We start from the raw sequence: 17,352 nt of genomic DNA on the forward strand, positions 1-17,352 counted from the left end.
AACAGGAGAGATGATGGGTGCATTGGAAGGCAAGGTCGCGGTGATCACCGGCGGCGGCCGGGGGATCGGGCGCGAACATGCGCTGCTGTTCGCGCGCGAGGGCGCGAGCGTGGTGGTCAATGATCTCGGCGGCGACAACGCCGGCGAGGGCGCGGACAGCGGTCCGGCGCAGGAGGTGGTGGACGAGATCGTCGCCGCGGGCGGTCGCGCATGCGCCAACACCGACAGCGTCGCGCTATGGGATGGTGCGAAGAACCTTGTGGATCAGGCTGTTTCGGAGTTCGGCCGACTCGACGTCGTGGTCAACAACGCGGGCATCCTGCGCGACGGATTCGTCGCGGGGCTCGAGGAATCGCAGTGGGACGCGGTGATCGCGGTCCATCTGAAGGGGCATTTCAACGTGCTGCGACATGCGGCCGCGTACTGGAAGGACCAGTCCAAGGCCGGGAATCAGCCCACCGCCGCGGTGGTCAACACCGCATCGGCCTCGGGGGTCACGATTCCCAATGCGGGACAGGCGAATTACGGCGCGGCCAAGGCCGGTATCGCCGCGCTGACGCTGGTCGCCGCCGAGGAACTCGACCGATACGGTGTGCGAGTCAACGCGATCGCCCCGATGGCGCGCACCCGGCTGACCCTGGCGACGCCCGGTATGGGCGCGATCTTCGCCGCCGAGGTCGGCGAGGGTGAGTTCGACGCGTTCAGCCCGGCCAATATCTCTCCGCTGGTCGCCTATCTGGCCTCGGACAAGTGCCCGATGACGGGCAAGGTGTTCGCGGTGCAGGGCGGCGCCATCTCCGAGTTGGCGGGCTGGCACGACGTGAAGACGATCGAGACCGAGGGCCCCTGGACGATCGACGACATCTCCGCCCGGCTGCCCTGATCACGTCTGTTTCGAAGAGTTTGGAGGACAACGATGTTCGAATGGTCCGAGACCGATGAGATGGTCCGCACCGCGGTGCGCGCATTCATCGACAAGCAGGTCCGCCCGCACGTGGACGCGCTGGAGAGCGGCGAGATGACGCCGTATCCGATCATCCGGAAGTTGTTCGCGGAGTTCGGCATCGATGCGCTCGGTGCGGAGTCGGTCGAGAAGATGCTGGCCAAGGAGCGGGCTCGGGCGAAGGAGGGGGCGGCGTATCGGGAGCGGAAGCGGGAGAAGTCCTCCGGCGGTGGGCCGTTCGGCGGGCAGCAGTCGCTGATGGCGGTGCTGATCGGCGAATTGTCGGGTGTATGTATGGGTTTGGTATCCGCGATGGGGGTCAGCTTGGGGCTCGGCGCGACCACCATCATGTCCCGGGGCACGCTCGCGCAGAAGGAGCGTTGGCTCGCCGATATCGTGACCATGAAAAAGGTTGCGGCGTGGGCGATCACGGAACCGGACTCGGGTTCGGACGCGTTCGGCGGGATGAAGACCTACGTCCGCCGCGACGGCGAGGACTACATCCTCAACGGCCGCAAGACGTTCATCACCAACGGCCCGTACGCGGACACGGTGATCGTCTACGCCAAGCTCGATGAGGGCGACGGCGCCGATCGTCGCGAGCGCCAGGTGCTCACCTTCGTGCTCGACAAGGGTATGGCGGGCTTCACGCAGGGCAAACCGTTCCGCAAGATGGGTCTGCACGCCTCGCCGACCGGTGAGCTGTTCTTCGACAACGTGCGCCTCGGCCGCGATCGCCTGCTGGGCGAGACCGAGGAGCACAAGGGCGGCGACGGACGCGAAAGCGCCCGTTCGAGTTTCACCGCCGAGCGGATCGGCGTGGCGTTCATGGCGCTGGGCATCATCAACGAATGTCACCGCCTGTGCGTCGATTACGCCAAGGATCGCACCCTGTGGGGTCAGGAGATCGGCCGGTTCCAGCTCATCCAGCTCAAACTGGCGAAGATGGAGGTCGCGCGAATCAATGTGCAGAACATGGTCTTCAACGCCCTCGAGCGCACCGAGGCCGGTAAACCGCCAACCCTCGCCGAGGCGTCGGCGATGAAGCTCTACTCCTCGGAGGCGGCCACCGAGGTGGCGATGGACGCCATCCAGCTCTTCGGCGGCAACGGTTACATGACCGAATACCGGGTGGAGCAGCTGGCCCGCGATGCGAAGTCCCTGATGATCTACGCGGGCAGCAACGAAATCCAGGTGACCCATGTCGCCAAAGGGCTGCTCGCTCGGTAGGCGCTACACGGCCCGCATATGCGACCTACTCGCGAACACATGCTCGGCGATCAGCGTGGCGATCCGGTCCGGAGCCTCCAGCATCGGCACATGCCCGACTCCGTGCACCAGGATCCGATCGGCGGACTCGGGCAGCTCCTGCAGAAAGCGTTGCGCGTAAGGCTGATTCGGGATCACCCGATCGTTCTCGCACATCAGCAGCCGCACCGGTGTGCGGAGGGTGGACAAGTCCCCGAGTGCGGGCATCCGCAGTCCGCCGGCCAGCAGGGGCAGCATCGCCGAGCAGTTCATCGCCGAGATGAGCGCCGCCTCGACCAGTCGCCGCGGCACCGCCGAGGTGTTCCTGCTCAGGATCATCGCCGCGAATTGCCTTGCCGGAGCGCTCAATCCGACCGTATTCCCGACCCGCCTGCCGACCCGCACCATCGGTACCAGCGACAGGAATTTCAACCCGACCCGAATCTGCATCAGCGACGGGCTCGCCCAGCCGCCCGCCGGAGCGATAGCGGTGAGTGTCCGGGCCCGGCCGCGGCGGGCGAGTTCGAAGCCGACCCAGGCGCCGAGCGAATTGCCCGCGATATGGCAGGTTCGCCAACCCAGCTCGTCGAGTTGATTCTCGACCTGATCGGCCAGCGTGGCGACGTCCATGTACCAGCCCTCGAACTCCGGGCCGCCCCAGTGGCCGCACAGGGCTGGTGCGTACACCTCACAGGTGTTCGACAATCGCTGCGCCACCGATTCCCAGCAATGTGGGGAGAGCATGAATCCGTGCAGCAGCAGGAGTGGATCGCCCGAGCCCGTGTGCAGGGCTTTGGTCGGCGTGAGCGGGGCGGTGCCTGACATCATCGTCCTCACTCCTTCCTGGACGACAGTGTCCGCAGGGAGTGTGTCTAACCAGCATTGTACGGTTTTCCGGTGCCCAATATCATCAGTACGATCAATGTCAACGGGGTGCGCGCGGCGACGGGCAAGACGGGCAAGGGGATGCTCGAGTGGCTCGCGGACACCGAGGCCGACGTCATCTGCCTGCAGGAGACGCGCGCGACCGATGAGCAGACGCGCAAGGCCCTGGCGCCCGCGATCGATGCCGGATGGCATCTCGCCCATGCCGAGCCGGGCACGAAAGGCCGCGCCGGAGTGGCGATTCTGTCCCGGCGCGAGCCGCTGGCGGTGCGGATCGGATTCGGCAGCGCGGAGTTCGACGGGCTCGGTCGCTACATCGAGGCCGAATTCGACGAACTGACCGTAGCCAGCGTCTACGTGCACACCGGCGAGGCCGATACGCCGATGCAGGACGAGAAATACCGGTTCCTGGGCGAGCTCGGCGCGCACATGAAGGCGCAGACCAGCGATTTCGTGATCAGCGGCGACTGGAACGTCGCGCACACCGAACTCGACATCAAGAACTGGAAGGGTAACGTCAAGAACTCCGGCTTCCTGCCCGGCGAACGCGCCTGGATCGACGAAATGATCGCCGCGGGCTACGTCGACGTCGTCCGCACCCTGCACCCCGGCGTCCCCGGCCCCTACAGCTGGTGGTCCTACCGCGGCCGCGCCTTCGACAACGACGCCGGGTGGAGAATCGATTACCAGCTCGCCCGCGGTGGTATAGCCGATCGAGCCAAACAGGCCGTCGTGGAACGCGCCGCCGACTACCACCTGCGCTGGTCCGACCACGCGCCGGTGACCGTGCAGTACCGCTGACACTGTCCGGCCGGTCACCAATTGCGTGGCAGTAACAATGCACCTCACCAAACCATGGTTATTGAGATTCGTTTTGGATCTCGATGCCGACGGAGCAGGTAACGAGCTCCCGGTGCGGTAGCGCTTTGGGATTCCTACGCCCGACTGTCCAGAGCCCGTCTGATCAGCAGGCGGGCTGCTTCTCCGGTCACGGACTGCCCGGCGAGCGTATCGAACGTACGGTGATAAACCTTGATCTCTCGCGGTTGAGTAATCGTCAGCTCCGCTGTTATGGCTTCCACGTAGACCGTGCTCGTATCGAACATGACGAAGCCGGTTGTTGTCGTCTCGAACGGTGCCGTCGCCGGAACGATGCCCAGCGTCACGCGAGGCATTCCCTGAACAGCCAGTAGCCGATCCATTTGTCCGATCATCGTCTGATCATCCCCAACCGTGGTGTACAAGGTCTGTTCAGCAATGACGAAATGGAATAAGTGGTCTCTCTGATACAGGACGCGCTGCCGCTCCATTCGGGCGGACACACCTTCGTCTAAGTCGTTGGGTATTTCCTGGAACTCGATGACCTTACGCAAAATACCTGCCGCATAGTCGGCAGTCTGCAGGAGACCCGGTATCACCACAGGTTCGTATCCGCGCAGAATCCGCGCGCCAGCTTCCGCTCTAATGAATGTGTTTTGTCTCCGCTTGGTGCCAGTACCTAGAATCTTCTGCCACTCGAGATATGCGGTATCAATATTTCTCCGTGTGGCGGCAAGGTCTGCGAGCTGATCTTCTGCATTGCAGTCTCGGCAATACGCGGATATATCTTCGAGGGAAGGCATGATTCTGCCGTACTCGATTTTCGACACCTTGCTCGGATGCCACTGGTTCAAGCGTGCCAGTGCTGCACCCGACAAGCCAGCGGTAAAGCGAATCTCCCGGAGTCTCGCTCCGAGAGATTCGCGTTGCTGGTCGATGGATCCAGTCACCGAATGATGTATTCCCGATGCGGAACAGCTAGCGACCAGAACTGTTGTTTGAGCCTCCGGCAGTGCTCGACAATTCCGGTATCAGTAGTCAGCGCCGCCGATTCTTCGGCACGGCCATTCTCGTCAACGAGATTGAACGCTACCCGGTTGTCATCGAACAGCCAGAAGTCATCGGTTGGCACCTCTCCGGCCTCGTGTCGGGGCAGATACCGGATATCTTCACCGGCCCCGATATTCAGGTCGGATACTGCCAGGGAGAACCGGGTGTAATCGGTGTGCGGAACCGTGACGATACGCACCCGGGTAACCGATATGCCCCGACCGGTGGTTTCCTTCATAAGCTGTAGCCACGGCTCGAACCATGCGTAATCGTCCGGCTCTCCGCCGAGAAACTTCCGGAACGGCTCTGACTCGTTTGCAACCGCGTAGGCATCCCGGACTTCGAGGTGGAACGCTTCGCGATGGCTCTCGCCGAATAGGTCAGGCCACGGATTGCCGTGCAGCAGTTGCACCGTAGAACGTCCTCTCTGCCTTCGGTACGGCAATGACTGTCTCATCGTCCGCTATGTCGAGTTGTGCGAGCGTGCCAGGGTCGGTTACCGGCCTGCCGGAGAGCAGGAACGTACCCCGACCTGTATCGGCCAAGGGTGCACCGATGAACGTATCCGGCTCCAAGAACCCAAGCAGCAAGTGTGGAAGCTCAACGGTGCCTGGCGCATTGGTTCGCCAGGCTTGGACCAGGTACCCGTCTTCGTAGGACAGCAGGGTTGGGCAGTTTCCTCCGGTACTTCCGCACTTGCCCAGAAAACGTAACGACATTCGCGAGACCTCCTGTGTAGTCGTGCACTAGGTTGCACCGACCTTTACGAGTATGACCCGGTAAAGCTCGCTCCGTGGCCTGGTTGTGCCATCCGTGCACGATTGTGCACGTTTGTAGACCGGCTCGGTAAACGCTTCGTAGCTTCGAACCAGCGCCCGGGGCTGGTGACGAGAGGCCCGGCCCCGGGTTGCCTTCCACTGGCCGACTACAGGGGGTCGAGATGAGCACAGACGGAGACGAAACAAACACGCGCTCGAGGCTTTACACGTTTCCGGGTGGCGTGTTCGACATACAGGAGCACCCCGGAGACGAACCAGGCGTAGGGGTGTACCTAGAGCACCACCCCCGACAGTCATGCAACGACGCTCGCGCGTTCGGCCTCGGCGAGGAGACACAGGGGCTCAGGCTTGTCGGCGATGAGACGGAACCCGCGTGATGGGGCTGTGCCTGGCCTTCGGGGTGCCGCTGGTGGCCTTCTTCGCCTTGCTGCTCTGGCCGCATAGGGATTGAGAACCATGCTTGATCAGCGCAGCGAGCCCGGAACGTATATGGCTCCGGAGTTGGTGACGGGAGCTAAGGCGGAGCCGTTGCCGGTCGAGGTAATCGTCCGGTTTCTTGACGCACTCAAACATGTAGACGATGATCAAAATATCCAGGGGGACAGATGGATACGCGGTTCGGCTTAGTTCTCGTCGCTACACTCGTTGGGCTGAGCCCAGCTCTTACGGTCGGCACTGGTCCGGCTCGCGCCGTGAACGATTGCGATTTCGAGTTCTCCACGTCGCACCCTGACGTGATCAAACCGCAGATAACCGGGCGCGGTCTGGCAGGCTGTGACACACCGCCCGATTCTCACCAAGTGCAGCTTGGGTTGGAGTACCAGCACGGTGGTCGGTGGGTTGTCGCTTCGGTGAAGACGGACAACACTGTCCCGCCCCCATTCCGGGCCGGAGGACATCGCTACGAGGTGTCGGCAGCTTGCTACGCCGGAACATGGCGCATCGCTGTAGCGATACGCGGCACAATCCAAGGCCACACGTTCCGATTCGAAGACCATTCCGGCACTGTGGAGGTACCCGCTTCGACGTGCCACCCGAGATTCTGAGAGGGCTACGTACACATGTCCGACGACGAGACGGTACAGCCGGTAAGCCTGCCGATTGACCCGGAGAACCCTCCGAAGTTCCCGGGCAAGCTACCGCGTGAGTTGTCCCGGGAGCTGTGCGACCGGCTACAGGCGATAGCGGAGGAGATCAGTCCGTACCTGGGGCCGGAGCACCGGGCTATCAAGGCTCTCAACGACGCATCGCACGAGTTGATGATTGTGGTTCCGTTCCGGCCCCGGTACGCCGAGTACGACCCGGACAAGACCGACTAAGCCCCGGATGCGACGAAACCCCCGGCCGATTGGTCGGGGGTTTCCATGTTCGCCTTTCGATTACCAGCTCGCACGCGGTGCGATGGCCCGACTACCACCTGTGCTGGTCGGAGCACGCGCCCGTGACCGCGCAGTACCGCTGAGCGTGCCCGGCAACCATTCGTTGCGCTGCGACGCGTGCCGGTGGGATCACGGTTGCGCCAGTTCGTAGGAGGTGCTGCGCCCTCCAGACTCCGAGCGACGCAACACGCCGAGTTCGATCAATTCGTTGATATCGCGTAGCGCGGTGTCTTGTGAGCACTTGGTGATGATCGCCCACTTGCGGGTGGTGAGTTTGCCGTTGAATCCATCGAGCAGACGGTTGAGCATCGCGCGCTGTCGTTCGTTCATCGCGAATTGTCTTCGCTGACGCCAGAATTCAGCTTTCGCCAGCACGTCGTCAACCGTGCTGTTCGCATGTGTGATCGCACGTTGCAACGCGCCGATGAACCACAGCAGCCATTCGGTGACGTCGAGCGTGCCCTTCTGGGTGCGTTCCAGGATGGTGTAGTAGGCATTCCGGTCTCGTTGGATCTGTGTGGAGAGACTGTAGAAGCGCTGCGGGCTGTGGTCGGCGCGCGCCAGCCACAGATCACCGAGCGCCCGTGCGATGCGTCCGTTCCCGTCGTCGAAGGGGTGCAGGGTCACGAACCACAGATGTGCCAGACCGGCTTTGATGATCGGGGATTCCGGCGCGGCCTCGTTGAACCACTCCAGGAATCGCCGCATCTCGGTCTCCAGAGTGTCGGCCGGAGGTGCCTCGAAGTGCACGCGTTGCCTGCCGTACGGGCCGGACACCACCTCCATCGGCCCATTCTCATCGGTGCGCCAGCCGCCGATGCGCACTCGGGAGATGCCGGAGTACCCGGTCGGAAACAACCCGGCGTGCCAGCCGAATAGTCGTTCGGATGTGACCGGTTGCTCATGATGGACGGTGGCGTCGAGCACCATTTCCACGACACCGTCTATATGCCGATCCGCAGGCATCACCGCGCCGATGTCGACGCCGAGGTGACGGGCGATGGATGAACGGACCGACTCGGCATTCAGCAGCTCGCCCTCGATCTCGCTGGTCTTCACCACATCCGAGGTGAGTGCGGCCAGGCTCGCCTGCTCTCTGGTCTCGTCCTCGGCATCGGCCAGCCTGCCGAGCAGGTATCCGTGCTGGTGCGCGACTTCGAATATCGGATGAGCAAGCCGGGAGTCGTCGTACCGCAGCTCGGGCCAGTGGGCGTCCTCCCATAGGTACTTACGAGCTGCCATGCGGTGATTGTACGCATATTCACCGCAAAATATGCGGTGAATAGCATGCTCTGCGCCGCACGGGTCCTTACGGCCGCTGCGGGCTTCGGGCGTCATGACTCAGCCACGGTTGGAACCATGCCCAGTCTTACTGTCCATGTGCTACGTCGCGGTCGGGGTGTTGCCGCGGCATCGGTCCACTCGTCGGTGCGCGGTGTTGCGGCGGTGTTGCGCTGTCGTATGGGTGACGTAGATTCGCAGTCATGACTGGGAGCCGCGCGACCGCTATGGCGCGTAACTTGGCCTTTATCCCGGGGTCCGCTTGTGCGGGGCTCGACTACGGTGCGGGGGCGGTGCGACAGCGATGAAGTTGTCCGGCAAGAGGATTCAGAGTTTGCTCGGGCTGGGTGCGGTCGTTGTCGTGATCGTGATCGGGCTGTTGGTGTCGCACGGGCATACGCCGTCGTCATCGTCGGCGGGGGCGTCTTCGTCCTCGAAAGCGGCTGCGGTGCAGGTGAAGGGGACTGCGACGCCGGTTACCGGTCATGCTGCGGGGGTGCCTGAGCACGCCTATCAGACGCTGGCCGAGATCGATGCGGGGCGGTGGCCCGGTTCGGCGAACGCGCCGGGTACCAAGGGCGGGGATCAGTGGATGAACCGCGGCGGGTCACTGGCCAAGACCGATTCCTCGGGTAAGGCGATCGCTTACCGGGAATGGGATGTCAACCCGAAGAAACGCGGCCAGACCAGGGACGCCGAGCGCATCATCACCGGTAGCGACGGATCGGCCTACTACACCGGCGACCATTACAAGACGTTCACCAGGATGCGCTGACGGGCCCGCAACGGGTCTCGCGGCGGTTTTCGAAAGGGATGCTCTCGATGGGTGAGGCGATCACGCTCGCACACTTTCTGACCGGTTCGGGTCCGGATGCGTCCACCGCGTCCGTCCTGGGGTCGCTGACCGCCGACGCGGCCGGATTCAGCGGCGTGCGGTTCCGGGCTCCGGAAGGCTATGTCGTGCGCGAACTGCGCGGGTCGAAGATGCGCACCCTCGCGGGTGTCTTCGACGAGTTCGCCGCGGCTTTCCAATTCCCCTACTATTTCGGGGAGAACAAGGACGCCTTCGACGAATGTCTGCGGGATCTGGACGAATTCGTCGGACAGGCACCGGGATACGTTGCGGTCGTGCGTGATTCGGCGCAGCTGCTGGCCGAGCGGTCCGCGGAACGCGACTGGTTCGTCTCGGCGATGACCGATTGCGCGCGGTACTGGTCCGAGCACGAGGGCTCGTTCCGCGTGGTGTTGCAGGCCGCGCCGGAGGGTTTGCCGGCGGTAGCGCTGAGCCTGTGAGACAGGTGCCCGAGCCGCCGTCGCCGGAACGACCGACGGCGGCGCTCAGCGCAGGCGACCGGCCAGATCCTCGCCCAGCAGGACGAACACCTCGGTGGTGTGGTCGATGAGCTCATCGCGGGTCATCGGCAGATCGCCGTGCAGCCAGCTGGTCAGGGTCTGCACCAGACCGCCGACGAGGTAGGTGGCGCGGAAGCCGATCGAGGGGTCCGCATTCGGTCCGGCGATGGCGTAGAAATCGCTGCCCTCGGCGGCGACCAGACCGGCGAAGCTGCGGATGGATTCCATTGTCCGCGCCCGAAGTTCGGGGGTGGCGGCGCTGATGATCAGTGCGATCTGGGCCTTGCGCGGGTCGTCGGTGAGGACGTGGATGCCCGCGGCGATGGCCGCGTGCGCCCGGCCGTAGGTGTCGGTGGGCGCGCCCTGTGCCGCGGCGAGGATGGCCGTGGCGAGTTCCTCGGCGATGCCGTCGAACAACGCGACCAGTACCGCCTCGCGGCCGTCGAAGTTCTCGTAGTAATAGCGCTCGTTCAACCCGGCGCGGGTGCACAGTCCGGCGACGGTCAGGCGGTCCAGGCCCTCGGTGCCGATGATGTCGAGTGCGGCCTCGAGCAGGGCGGCGCGGCGCTGGGCGCGGCGTTCCTGCGCGGAGACTCCGCCGTAGGTCCGTTGCGCTGTCATCCGTCGATTCTGTCACGCCGACAATTCTGGTTCTTACCATTGCCAGAATTATCGATCTGGGGGATGCTGTTGCCAGATGCTCTGAACGAGGAGGCAACGATGCCCGAGTCCGGTTACTTCGCTGATGATTCGATGATTCGCCGCGTCATGCGCAAACGGGCGGTCGGGCTCACCTACGGGCAGCGGGCGCTGGTCGTCGGCGCGGTCAATCCGCTGCTGTACGTCGGCACCGCGGAGCACACCGCACACCGCATGACGCCCTACACCCGACTGGCCATCACCGGACGGCTGTTCGAGGCCGTCGCACTGGGTACCAGGGCCGAGGCCGATCGGGCGCGGTCGTACACGGACAAGAAGCACGCGCAGGTGCGGGGCGCGCTGCCCGAGGACGCGGGTGCGAATCATCCTGCGGGAACGGCCTATTCCGCGCACGATCCGCATCTGATGTTCATGACCATGGCCTTCACCTTCGATTCCGCCGAGGTGATGCACGACCTGCTGGTCCGCAGGCTGACCGCGACCGAACGCGAGGATCTGTACCAGGACTACATGTACTGGGGTGAGCTGTTCGGCATGCCGCGCGAGGCCGCGCCCGCGAGCTATCCGGAATTCCGCCGCTACTTCGACGGCTATCTCGACTCCGAGGAGCTGTACCTCACCGACGAGGCGCGCCTGGTCGGCTCGTACCTGGCCGGCCAGCAGGTGCCCTATCCGCTGCCGCTCCCGCTGAACCAGGTCGTGAACAGCGTGCACCTGCTGGTCCAGGGCAGCCTGCCGCCGCGCATCCGCGAGATGTACGGCATCCGGTGGGGTCGCCGCGAGGAACTCGCCGTGCGCACCCTGTCCCGCGCGGTCCGCACCGCGCACACCTCCGTACCGCTGACCCCGCGGGTCCTGCACGGCACCCTCGCCGGACCCAGCGCCCCGGTCTACCGCATGCTCGGCCGCCGCGAACAGGAACTCGTCGGTTCGGGTCGTCCCAGCATGCCCGGCGTCGATCCCCGCAGTTACGCGGAGCGGCACGCGATCTGAGCCGGTAGTCACCGCAGGTCGCCAGCGATGACGCTCAGTGCGGCAGCACCGCTTTCCAGAAAATAGTTGACTAGGTCGCCTGTCTGGAGTTAGCTTCGGGATCGAATCTCGAAGAAGCGGAGCAGTGCGGTATGACGAACCCGACCGGCGACTCCGAGCGGGCGAACAACCTCGCGGCCATCCCGCCCAGCGACGACAGTCGCTGGCGGGCCCTGCCGCGCCGCAACACCCAGAAGGTGCCGCACCTGCTGGCCGCGGACCTGCGGCGGGAGATCCTCAGCGGGCAACTCGTCGCCGACCAGCAGCTGCCCTCCGAAGCCGAACTCGTTGCGAGACTGCGGATCTCGCGCGAGACGCTGCGTGAGGCGCTGCGGATTCTCGAGTCCCAGCAGCTCATCGAGATCAGGCGCGGCCGAGGTGGCGGTGCGGTGGTGCGACGGCCGGGCCTGGAGGGGGTGGGGCGGTACGTGGCCCTGCTGCTGCAACTGCGCGAGACGACCCTGGCCCATCTGGAGGAAGCCCGATCGGTGATCGAGCCGCCCGTCGCCGAACAGGTCGCGCTCCGGGCGAGCGACGACGATCTCGACCGCCTCGCCACCCTGCACGCCGCCGAGCGGGCCGCCCAGGATGATCCGCTCGCCTTCGTCACCGCGGTGGGGAGGTTCGACCAGGCCGTCACCCGGTTTTCCGGCAACCGGACCATCGAGGTGATCGCGGGAGTATTCCGCGATATCTACGCCGGGCAGGTCTATTCGGTGATCGGGAGCGGCGATGCGGCGTCGGCGGAGCGAGTCGCCCGGCGAGTCATGCTCGGGCACAGTGCGTTTCTCGATGCCGTTCGCGGACGGGAGGCGTCGCCGGCCGGAAAGGCGTGGCGCGATTACCTCCACACCACGAGCCGAATCCTGGTCGGCCGCAACATCAGTCGTCAGCCCATCGATATCGTTCCGCTGTGGCGGGCGCTGGCCGGGCAGTCCGCTGCCGAATCCGCGCCGCGGCGCGCGACGGTGGTGGCCACCGAGATCCGCACGCGTATTGCCGAAGGCAGCCTCGGCGAGGGCGACCGGCTGCCGCCGCAGGCCGAGCTGGCCGACGAGTTCGGGGTCTCCCGGCCGACTTTGCGGGAAGCGCTGCGAATCCTGGAGATGGAGTATCTGCTCGACCTGCGCACCGGCGATCGGGGTGGCGCCACCATCCTGCGGCCCTCGACGCGGGTCGCCGCGCAGCTGTCGGGCATCGTGCTGGAGGCGCGCGGGACCACCCTCGCGGACTTCTCCCGGGCACTGCGGCTGATCGAGCCGCCGATCATGGGTCTGGTCGCGTTGCGCAGCAGCCCCGAGCAACTCGCGACGCTGGCGGCCGTGGCCGCGGACATGGCCGCCGCCGTCGACGACACCGCGCGGTTCGTCAAGGCCTGGCAGGACGGTGAGCGGGCCGCGTTCTCGGCGGTCGAGAACCCGGCACTGACCGTCATCGCCGAGATTCTGCACTGGGTGCGGGCCGGGGTCGATCCGGCGGTCACCGCCGACGCCAAGAGCGTGCCGTGGGTGGCCACGACCAACCGGAGGGCTCAGGCCGGTTTCGCGGACTTCGTCGCGGCGGCCGCCGAACACGACGCCGCCCGCGCCAGCCGTGTCTGGGCCGAGTGCTTCAGCGCTCTCGCGCCCTGGATCGAGGATTCCGAGCTCGGTGCCCGGCTCGTGCTGGACCTGATCGGTTGATCCGGGCCCCTTGGCAATTGATGGAAACGAGGAGGACGGATGAATGTCGACGATCTGATTCTGGTGAGCGTGGACGACCACGTCATCGAACCGGCGCACATGTTCCAGGGCCGGGTTCCGGCGAAGTACCGGGACCTCGCGCCACGGTTCGTTCGTCGCGACGACGGCACCATGGCCTGGCTCTACGACGGGCAGACGATCCTCAACACCGCCCTCAACGCGGTCGCCGGACGCCCGCCCTCGGAGTTCGGCAGGGAACCCACCCGCATCGAGGAGATCCGGACCGGCTGCTACGACATTCACGACCGGATCATGGATATGAACGCCAACGGGGTGCTCGGATCGATGTGCTTCCCCTCGTTTCCGCGTTTCTGCGGCCAGTTGTTCGCCGAGACCGCCGACAAGGATCAGGCCGCCGCCATGGTCCGCGCCTACAACGACTGGCATATCGAGGAGTGGGCGGGGACCTTTCCCGGCCGCATCATCCCGCTCGCACTGCCGATGATGTGGGATCCCGAGGCCGCCGCCGCCGAGGTGCGGCGAATGGCCGAAAAGGGTTGTCACGCAGTGACGTTCTCTTCCAGCCCGTTCGATATCGGCCTGCCCAGCCTGTATTCGGATCACTGGGACCCGTTCTGGGCCGCCTGCGCCGAGGAGGGCACCGTCGTGTGCATGCATCTCGGCTCGAACTCCAAGCCGCCCATCACATCTCCCGACGCACCGATCGAACTCGTCTACACCCTCTCGCCGGTGGGCCTGTTCTCCGCCGCCGCCGACCTGCTCTGGAGTCAGGTGTTCCGCAAGTTCCCGGCACTGCGAGTGGCGTTGTCCGAGGGCGGGATCGGGTGGCTGCCCTACTTCCTGGAACGGATCGATTACATCTACGGGCACACTCAGCACTGGAGCGGTATGGATCTCGGCGGGCGGCTGCCCTCGGAGATCTTCTCCGAACACGTGATCCTGTGCTTCATCGACGATCTGGTGGGCATCGAGAACCGCCACCACCTCAATATCGACAACGTCACCTGGGAGTGCGACTACCCGCACTCCGATTCCACCTGGCCGGTCGCGCCGGAGAAATTGCTGCCCTCGCTGATCGGCGCGACCGACGACGAGATCGACAAGATCACCCATCGCAATGCCATGCGGCACTTCCGATACGACCCCTTCGCTCATATTCCGCGCGATCAGGCGACGGTGGCCGGGCTGCGTGCGCAGGCGGCCGGATGGGATATCAGCGTGAAGTCGGTCAGACACCTACGTCCGGAAACGGCCGGGGCGAGAGGAGAATTCCGATGAAGCTGCGGGACAAGGTCGTCGTGGTCACGGGCTCGGGTGGCGGCATCGGCGCGGCCTGCGCTCGGCGGTTCGCCGCGGAGGGGGCGAAAGTCGTTGTCACCGATAAGGATCCCGATGGGGTCGAGGAGGTCGCCAGGTCCATCGGCAGCGTCGGATCGGTGGGTGACATCACTTCCGAGGACACCGTCCACGCGGTCGCCGAGCTGGCCCGCCGCACCTACGGCGAGATCGATGTCTGGTTCAGCAACGCGGGGTATACCGGTCCGCACCAGGGCGGTTCGATCGGTGACGACGGCTTGTGGGATCTGAGCTGGCGACTGCATGTCATGTCGCACGTGTACGCGGTGCGCGAGGTGCTGCCCGCGATGCTCGAACGCGGGGACGGCTATCTGATTCAGACGGCATCGGTCGTGGCGCTTGCCATGCATCCGGACAAGGCCGCCTACACCGTCACCAAACATGCCGCGCTGTCCTTCTCGGAGTGGCTCGCGGCGACGCACCGGCCGAATGGGATCAAGGTGTCGTGCTTCTGTCCGGGGCCGATGCTCACCCCCATGCTGCTGTCCGAGGGTTTTCCCGCCGATCACCCGGCGCTGCGCGGGGCGGCGACTCCGCAGGAGGTCGCCGAGCGACTCGTCGGCGCCATCGACGCCGAGCAGTTCCTGATCGTGGATTCCTCGACGGGGCCGGATTCGCTGCGCGGCAAGGCGGCCGACTACGAGAAGTGGGTCGAAGGCATGGCTTTCGCCGTAGAACGTTGACGCGGTCCCCCGGCGAAGAACAGGACAAACGATATGGCCGACAAGTTCATTCAGATCGTCTACTCGAATCCCGTGCAGGGCAGGGAGGATGAGTTCAACGAGTGGTACGACGAGGTGCACGTGCCGCAACTGCTCGCGGTTCCCGGCATGCTGTCCGCGCAACGGTACGCGTTGCGGGATTCCGAAATCTACCGCGCGCCGGGAGGGAGGCCGCCCGAGCAGCGGTACGCCATCATCTACGAGATGGAGGGCGATCCCGAGTCGATCATGGGGGAGATCCGGGAACGGCTGGCAGCGGGGCGAATCCAGATGCACGACAGCCTCGACATGAGCAGCTGGCGGCTGGCGTTCTGGACTCCGCGCGGACCGAAGGCGGAGACGAGATGACCGAACCCCGAAGTGGAGATGCCGTGCCCGACCTCGACCCGACGACCCCGTCCCGGGACCTCGCCGCACTGCTGGATATGACCGGCAAGGTCGCGGTCGTCACCGGCGGAAGCCGTGGCATCGGCCGGGCCGTCGCGACCGCCTTCGCCGAGGCCGGAGCCGACGTCGTCATCGCCAGCCGCAAGCTCGACAACTGCCGGGCGGTGGCCGAGGAGATCGAAGCCGCCACCGGCCGTCGCGCGTTGCCGGTCGGCTGCCACGTCGGCCGGTGGGAGGCCGCCGAGGCATTGTTCGACGCCGTCTACGACGCCTTCGGGCACTGCGACGTTCTGGTGAACAACGCCGGAATGTCGCCGGTCTACGACGATCTGTCCGCGGTGACCGAGGAACTCTACGACAAGGTGCACGCCGTCAACGCCCGTGGGCCGTTCCGCCTCTCGGCCCTGTTCGGCGAGCGGATGGCCGCCGACGACGGCGGATCGATCATCAACATCACCACGGCGGGGACCCTGCGTCCCGGTGTGGATGATCTCCCGTACGCGATGGCCAAGGCCGGGCTCAACGCGCTGACCCTGGCCCTGGCCGGAGCGTGGGCGCCCGAGGTCCGCGCCAATCTCGTGCTGCCGGGTGCCTTCGACACCGACATCTCGAAGGCATGGGGTCCGGAGGCGCAAGCCCGCGCGGCCGCGATGAATCCCATGAAGCGCATCGGAGTTCCCGGCGACATAGCCGGGCTGTGTGTCTTCCTGGCCAGCCCGGCCGCCGGTTACATCAACGGGGCTCAGGTGCTGGTCGACGGCGGCTTGTTCCGGACTCTCTGACACACATCGACTTCGATCGATCACGGCAGCTTGCACGTTCGAGGAGGAACCGTGGCAGGACGCATGCAGGGCAAGGTCTCGTTCATCACCGGCGCCGGCCGGGGGCAGGGCCGAGCCCACGCGGTGTTGCAGGCCCGGGAGGGCGCGGACATCATCGCCATCGACATCTGTGAGGACATCGATTCCAATCCGTATCCCATGGCGAGCTGGGACGACCTGGCCGAGACCAGGCGACTCGTCGAGCAGGAAGGGCGGCGCTGCGTCGTCGGCAAGGCCGACGTGCGCGACCGGGGGCAACTCGCCGCCGCCCTCGCCGACGGGATCGCCGAACTGGGCCCGCTGACGAACGTCATGGCCAACGCGGGCATCCTGCCGTTGGCCATGGGCGACCCCCAGCCGATGGACTTCCACGATGCCGTCGACGTCGACCTCATCGGCGTGCTGAACACGGTCGCGGCGGCGGTCCCGCACCTGCTCGCGGCAGGCGGCGGCGGGTCGATCGTGATCACCGGATCCACCGCGGCGCTGATTCCCAACACCACGTCCTCGACCGACCCCCGCGTGATCATGGGGCCCGGCGGCGCGGGTTACAGCTGGTCGAAACAGACACTCGTCGGTTATACGCGGGAGATGGCACAGCATCTCGCGCCCAGCGGGATCCGGGTCAACATCGTGCATCCGACGAACTGCAACACCCACCTGATGAACGCCGAGGGCATCTACCAGGTCTTCCGCCCCGACCTCGAGGCGGAAGAAGTCACCAAGGACGACTTCCGGCTCGCCTCGGTGGCCTACCACGCCCTGCCCACGCCCTGGCTCGAGTCCGAGGACGTCGCCGAACTCGTCCTCTTCCTGGCCTCCGACGCCTCGAAACACATGACCGGCACGAGTATTCCGATAGACCTCGGTTGCATGGTCAAATGGCCCAACGGTCCCGGACAGTGAACCGGGGCGGCACCCTTCGGTCGTATAC

General features: G+C 65.3%; 18 protein-coding genes. 13 read left to right on the forward strand and 5 right to left on the reverse strand.

Translation table 11 applies throughout. The features are described 5' to 3' along the window. Positions 1 to 13 precede the first annotated feature (13 nt). Together NM2_RS26255 and NM2_RS26260 are read left to right on the forward strand one after the other, a co-directional pair. Entirely contained in the window at positions 14 to 883 is an 870-nt protein-coding gene (locus tag NM2_RS26255) for an SDR family oxidoreductase (RefSeq protein WP_067674029.1), read from the forward strand. A gap of 33 nt (positions 884 to 916) precedes the next feature. Further along, the gene (locus NM2_RS26260; RefSeq protein ID WP_067673912.1) at positions 917 to 2,173 is read left to right on the forward strand and encodes an acyl-CoA dehydrogenase family protein; all 1,257 of its coding nucleotides are present in this window, start codon (positions 917 to 919) and stop codon (positions 2,171 to 2,173) included. Positions 2,174 to 2,176: 3 nt separating this feature from the next. Here NM2_RS26260 and ephH read toward each other — a convergent pair whose 3' ends face one another. After that, the gene (gene ephH / locus NM2_RS26265) at positions 2,177 to 3,019 is read right to left on the reverse strand and encodes an epoxide hydrolase EphH (RefSeq protein ID WP_067673914.1); all 843 of its coding nucleotides are present in this window, start codon (positions 3,017 to 3,019) and stop codon (positions 2,177 to 2,179) included. A gap of 69 nt (positions 3,020 to 3,088) precedes the next feature. On the opposite strand from ephH, the gene NM2_RS26270 reads away from it, so the two are divergent. Beyond that, on the forward strand, positions 3,089 to 3,877 hold the full coding sequence (locus NM2_RS26270; protein WP_157121316.1) for an exodeoxyribonuclease III: 789 nt from the start codon (positions 3,089 to 3,091) through the stop codon (positions 3,875 to 3,877). Positions 3,878 to 4,011: 134 nt separating this feature from the next. Here the strand turns inward: NM2_RS26270 and NM2_RS26275 are convergent, their stop codons facing one another. Both NM2_RS26275 and NM2_RS26280 read right to left on the reverse strand, forming a co-directional pair. After that, the gene (locus NM2_RS26275; RefSeq protein ID WP_084531565.1) at positions 4,012 to 4,845 is read right to left on the reverse strand and encodes a helix-turn-helix domain-containing protein; all 834 of its coding nucleotides are present in this window, start codon (positions 4,843 to 4,845) and stop codon (positions 4,012 to 4,014) included. Beyond that, a complete protein-coding gene (locus tag NM2_RS26280) occupies positions 4,842 to 5,357 on the reverse strand; it encodes a DUF6879 family protein (protein ID WP_067673920.1) in 516 nt (171 codons plus the stop codon). The genes NM2_RS26275 and NM2_RS26280 overlap by 4 nt, the downstream gene beginning before the upstream one ends. A 1,428-nt stretch (positions 5,358 to 6,785) precedes the next feature. On the opposite strand from NM2_RS26280, the gene NM2_RS26290 reads away from it, so the two are divergent. Beyond that, on the forward strand, positions 6,786 to 7,043 hold the full coding sequence (locus NM2_RS26290) for a hypothetical protein (protein WP_067673924.1): 258 nt from the start codon (positions 6,786 to 6,788) through the stop codon (positions 7,041 to 7,043). 189 nt (positions 7,044 to 7,232) lie between these two features. Here NM2_RS26290 and NM2_RS26295 read toward each other — a convergent pair whose 3' ends face one another. Further along, positions 7,233 to 8,345: a Fic family protein gene (locus NM2_RS26295; protein WP_067673926.1), complete on the reverse strand. Its 1,113-nt coding sequence runs from the start codon at positions 8,343 to 8,345 to the stop codon at positions 7,233 to 7,235. 343 nt (positions 8,346 to 8,688) lie between these two features. Here NM2_RS26295 and NM2_RS53440 point away from each other — a divergent pair, with 343 nt between their 5' ends. Both NM2_RS53440 and NM2_RS26305 read left to right on the forward strand, forming a co-directional pair. Next, complete coding sequence (locus tag NM2_RS53440) at positions 8,689 to 9,159, forward strand: guanyl-specific ribonuclease (protein ID WP_067673928.1); 471 nt, start codon at positions 8,689 to 8,691, stop codon at positions 9,157 to 9,159. Positions 9,160 to 9,206: 47 nt separating this feature from the next. Then, positions 9,207 to 9,677, forward strand: coding sequence for a barstar family protein (locus tag NM2_RS26305; RefSeq protein ID WP_067674031.1), 471 nt, complete (start codon positions 9,207 to 9,209; stop codon positions 9,675 to 9,677). Between the two features lie 45 nt (positions 9,678 to 9,722). Here NM2_RS26305 and NM2_RS26310 read toward each other — a convergent pair whose 3' ends face one another. Further along, positions 9,723 to 10,358 (reverse strand): TetR/AcrR family transcriptional regulator, encoded by a 636-nt coding sequence (locus tag NM2_RS26310; protein WP_067673930.1) that lies wholly within the window; start codon positions 10,356 to 10,358, stop codon positions 9,723 to 9,725. Positions 10,359 to 10,457: 99 nt separating this feature from the next. On the opposite strand from NM2_RS26310, the gene NM2_RS26315 reads away from it, so the two are divergent. The 7 genes from NM2_RS26315 to NM2_RS26345 all read left to right on the forward strand — a co-directional run bounded on the left by NM2_RS26315 (position 10,458) and on the right by NM2_RS26345 (position 17,324). Continuing rightward, the gene (locus NM2_RS26315) at positions 10,458 to 11,390 is read left to right on the forward strand and encodes an oxygenase MpaB family protein (RefSeq protein WP_067674033.1); all 933 of its coding nucleotides are present in this window, start codon (positions 10,458 to 10,460) and stop codon (positions 11,388 to 11,390) included. Between the two features lie 131 nt (positions 11,391 to 11,521). After that, the gene (locus NM2_RS26320; protein ID WP_084531567.1) at positions 11,522 to 13,111 is read left to right on the forward strand and encodes a FadR/GntR family transcriptional regulator; all 1,590 of its coding nucleotides are present in this window, start codon (positions 11,522 to 11,524) and stop codon (positions 13,109 to 13,111) included. Positions 13,112 to 13,150: 39 nt separating this feature from the next. Then, complete coding sequence (locus NM2_RS26325; protein WP_067673932.1) at positions 13,151 to 14,410, forward strand: amidohydrolase family protein; 1,260 nt, start codon at positions 13,151 to 13,153, stop codon at positions 14,408 to 14,410. Then, on the forward strand, positions 14,407 to 15,171 hold the full coding sequence (locus tag NM2_RS26330; protein ID WP_067673934.1) for an SDR family NAD(P)-dependent oxidoreductase: 765 nt from the start codon (positions 14,407 to 14,409) through the stop codon (positions 15,169 to 15,171). Before NM2_RS26325 ends, NM2_RS26330 begins: the two co-directional genes overlap by 4 nt. A 33-nt stretch (positions 15,172 to 15,204) precedes the next feature. Then, complete coding sequence (locus tag NM2_RS26335; RefSeq protein ID WP_067673936.1) at positions 15,205 to 15,558, forward strand: EthD domain-containing protein; 354 nt, start codon at positions 15,205 to 15,207, stop codon at positions 15,556 to 15,558. Continuing rightward, positions 15,555 to 16,379, forward strand: a complete 825-nt coding sequence (locus NM2_RS26340) for an SDR family NAD(P)-dependent oxidoreductase (RefSeq protein WP_084531568.1) — start codon at positions 15,555 to 15,557, stop codon at positions 16,377 to 16,379. Before NM2_RS26335 ends, NM2_RS26340 begins: the two co-directional genes overlap by 4 nt. 51 nt (positions 16,380 to 16,430) lie before the next feature. Next, on the forward strand, positions 16,431 to 17,324 hold the full coding sequence (locus NM2_RS26345) for a mycofactocin-coupled SDR family oxidoreductase (RefSeq protein ID WP_067673938.1): 894 nt from the start codon (positions 16,431 to 16,433) through the stop codon (positions 17,322 to 17,324). Positions 17,325 to 17,352 lie beyond the last annotated feature (28 nt).

Source organism: Nocardia miyunensis NBRC 108239 (genome assembly GCF_001613065.1).
GTDB classification, from domain to species: Bacteria; Actinomycetota; Actinomycetes; order Mycobacteriales; family Mycobacteriaceae; genus Nocardia; species Nocardia miyunensis.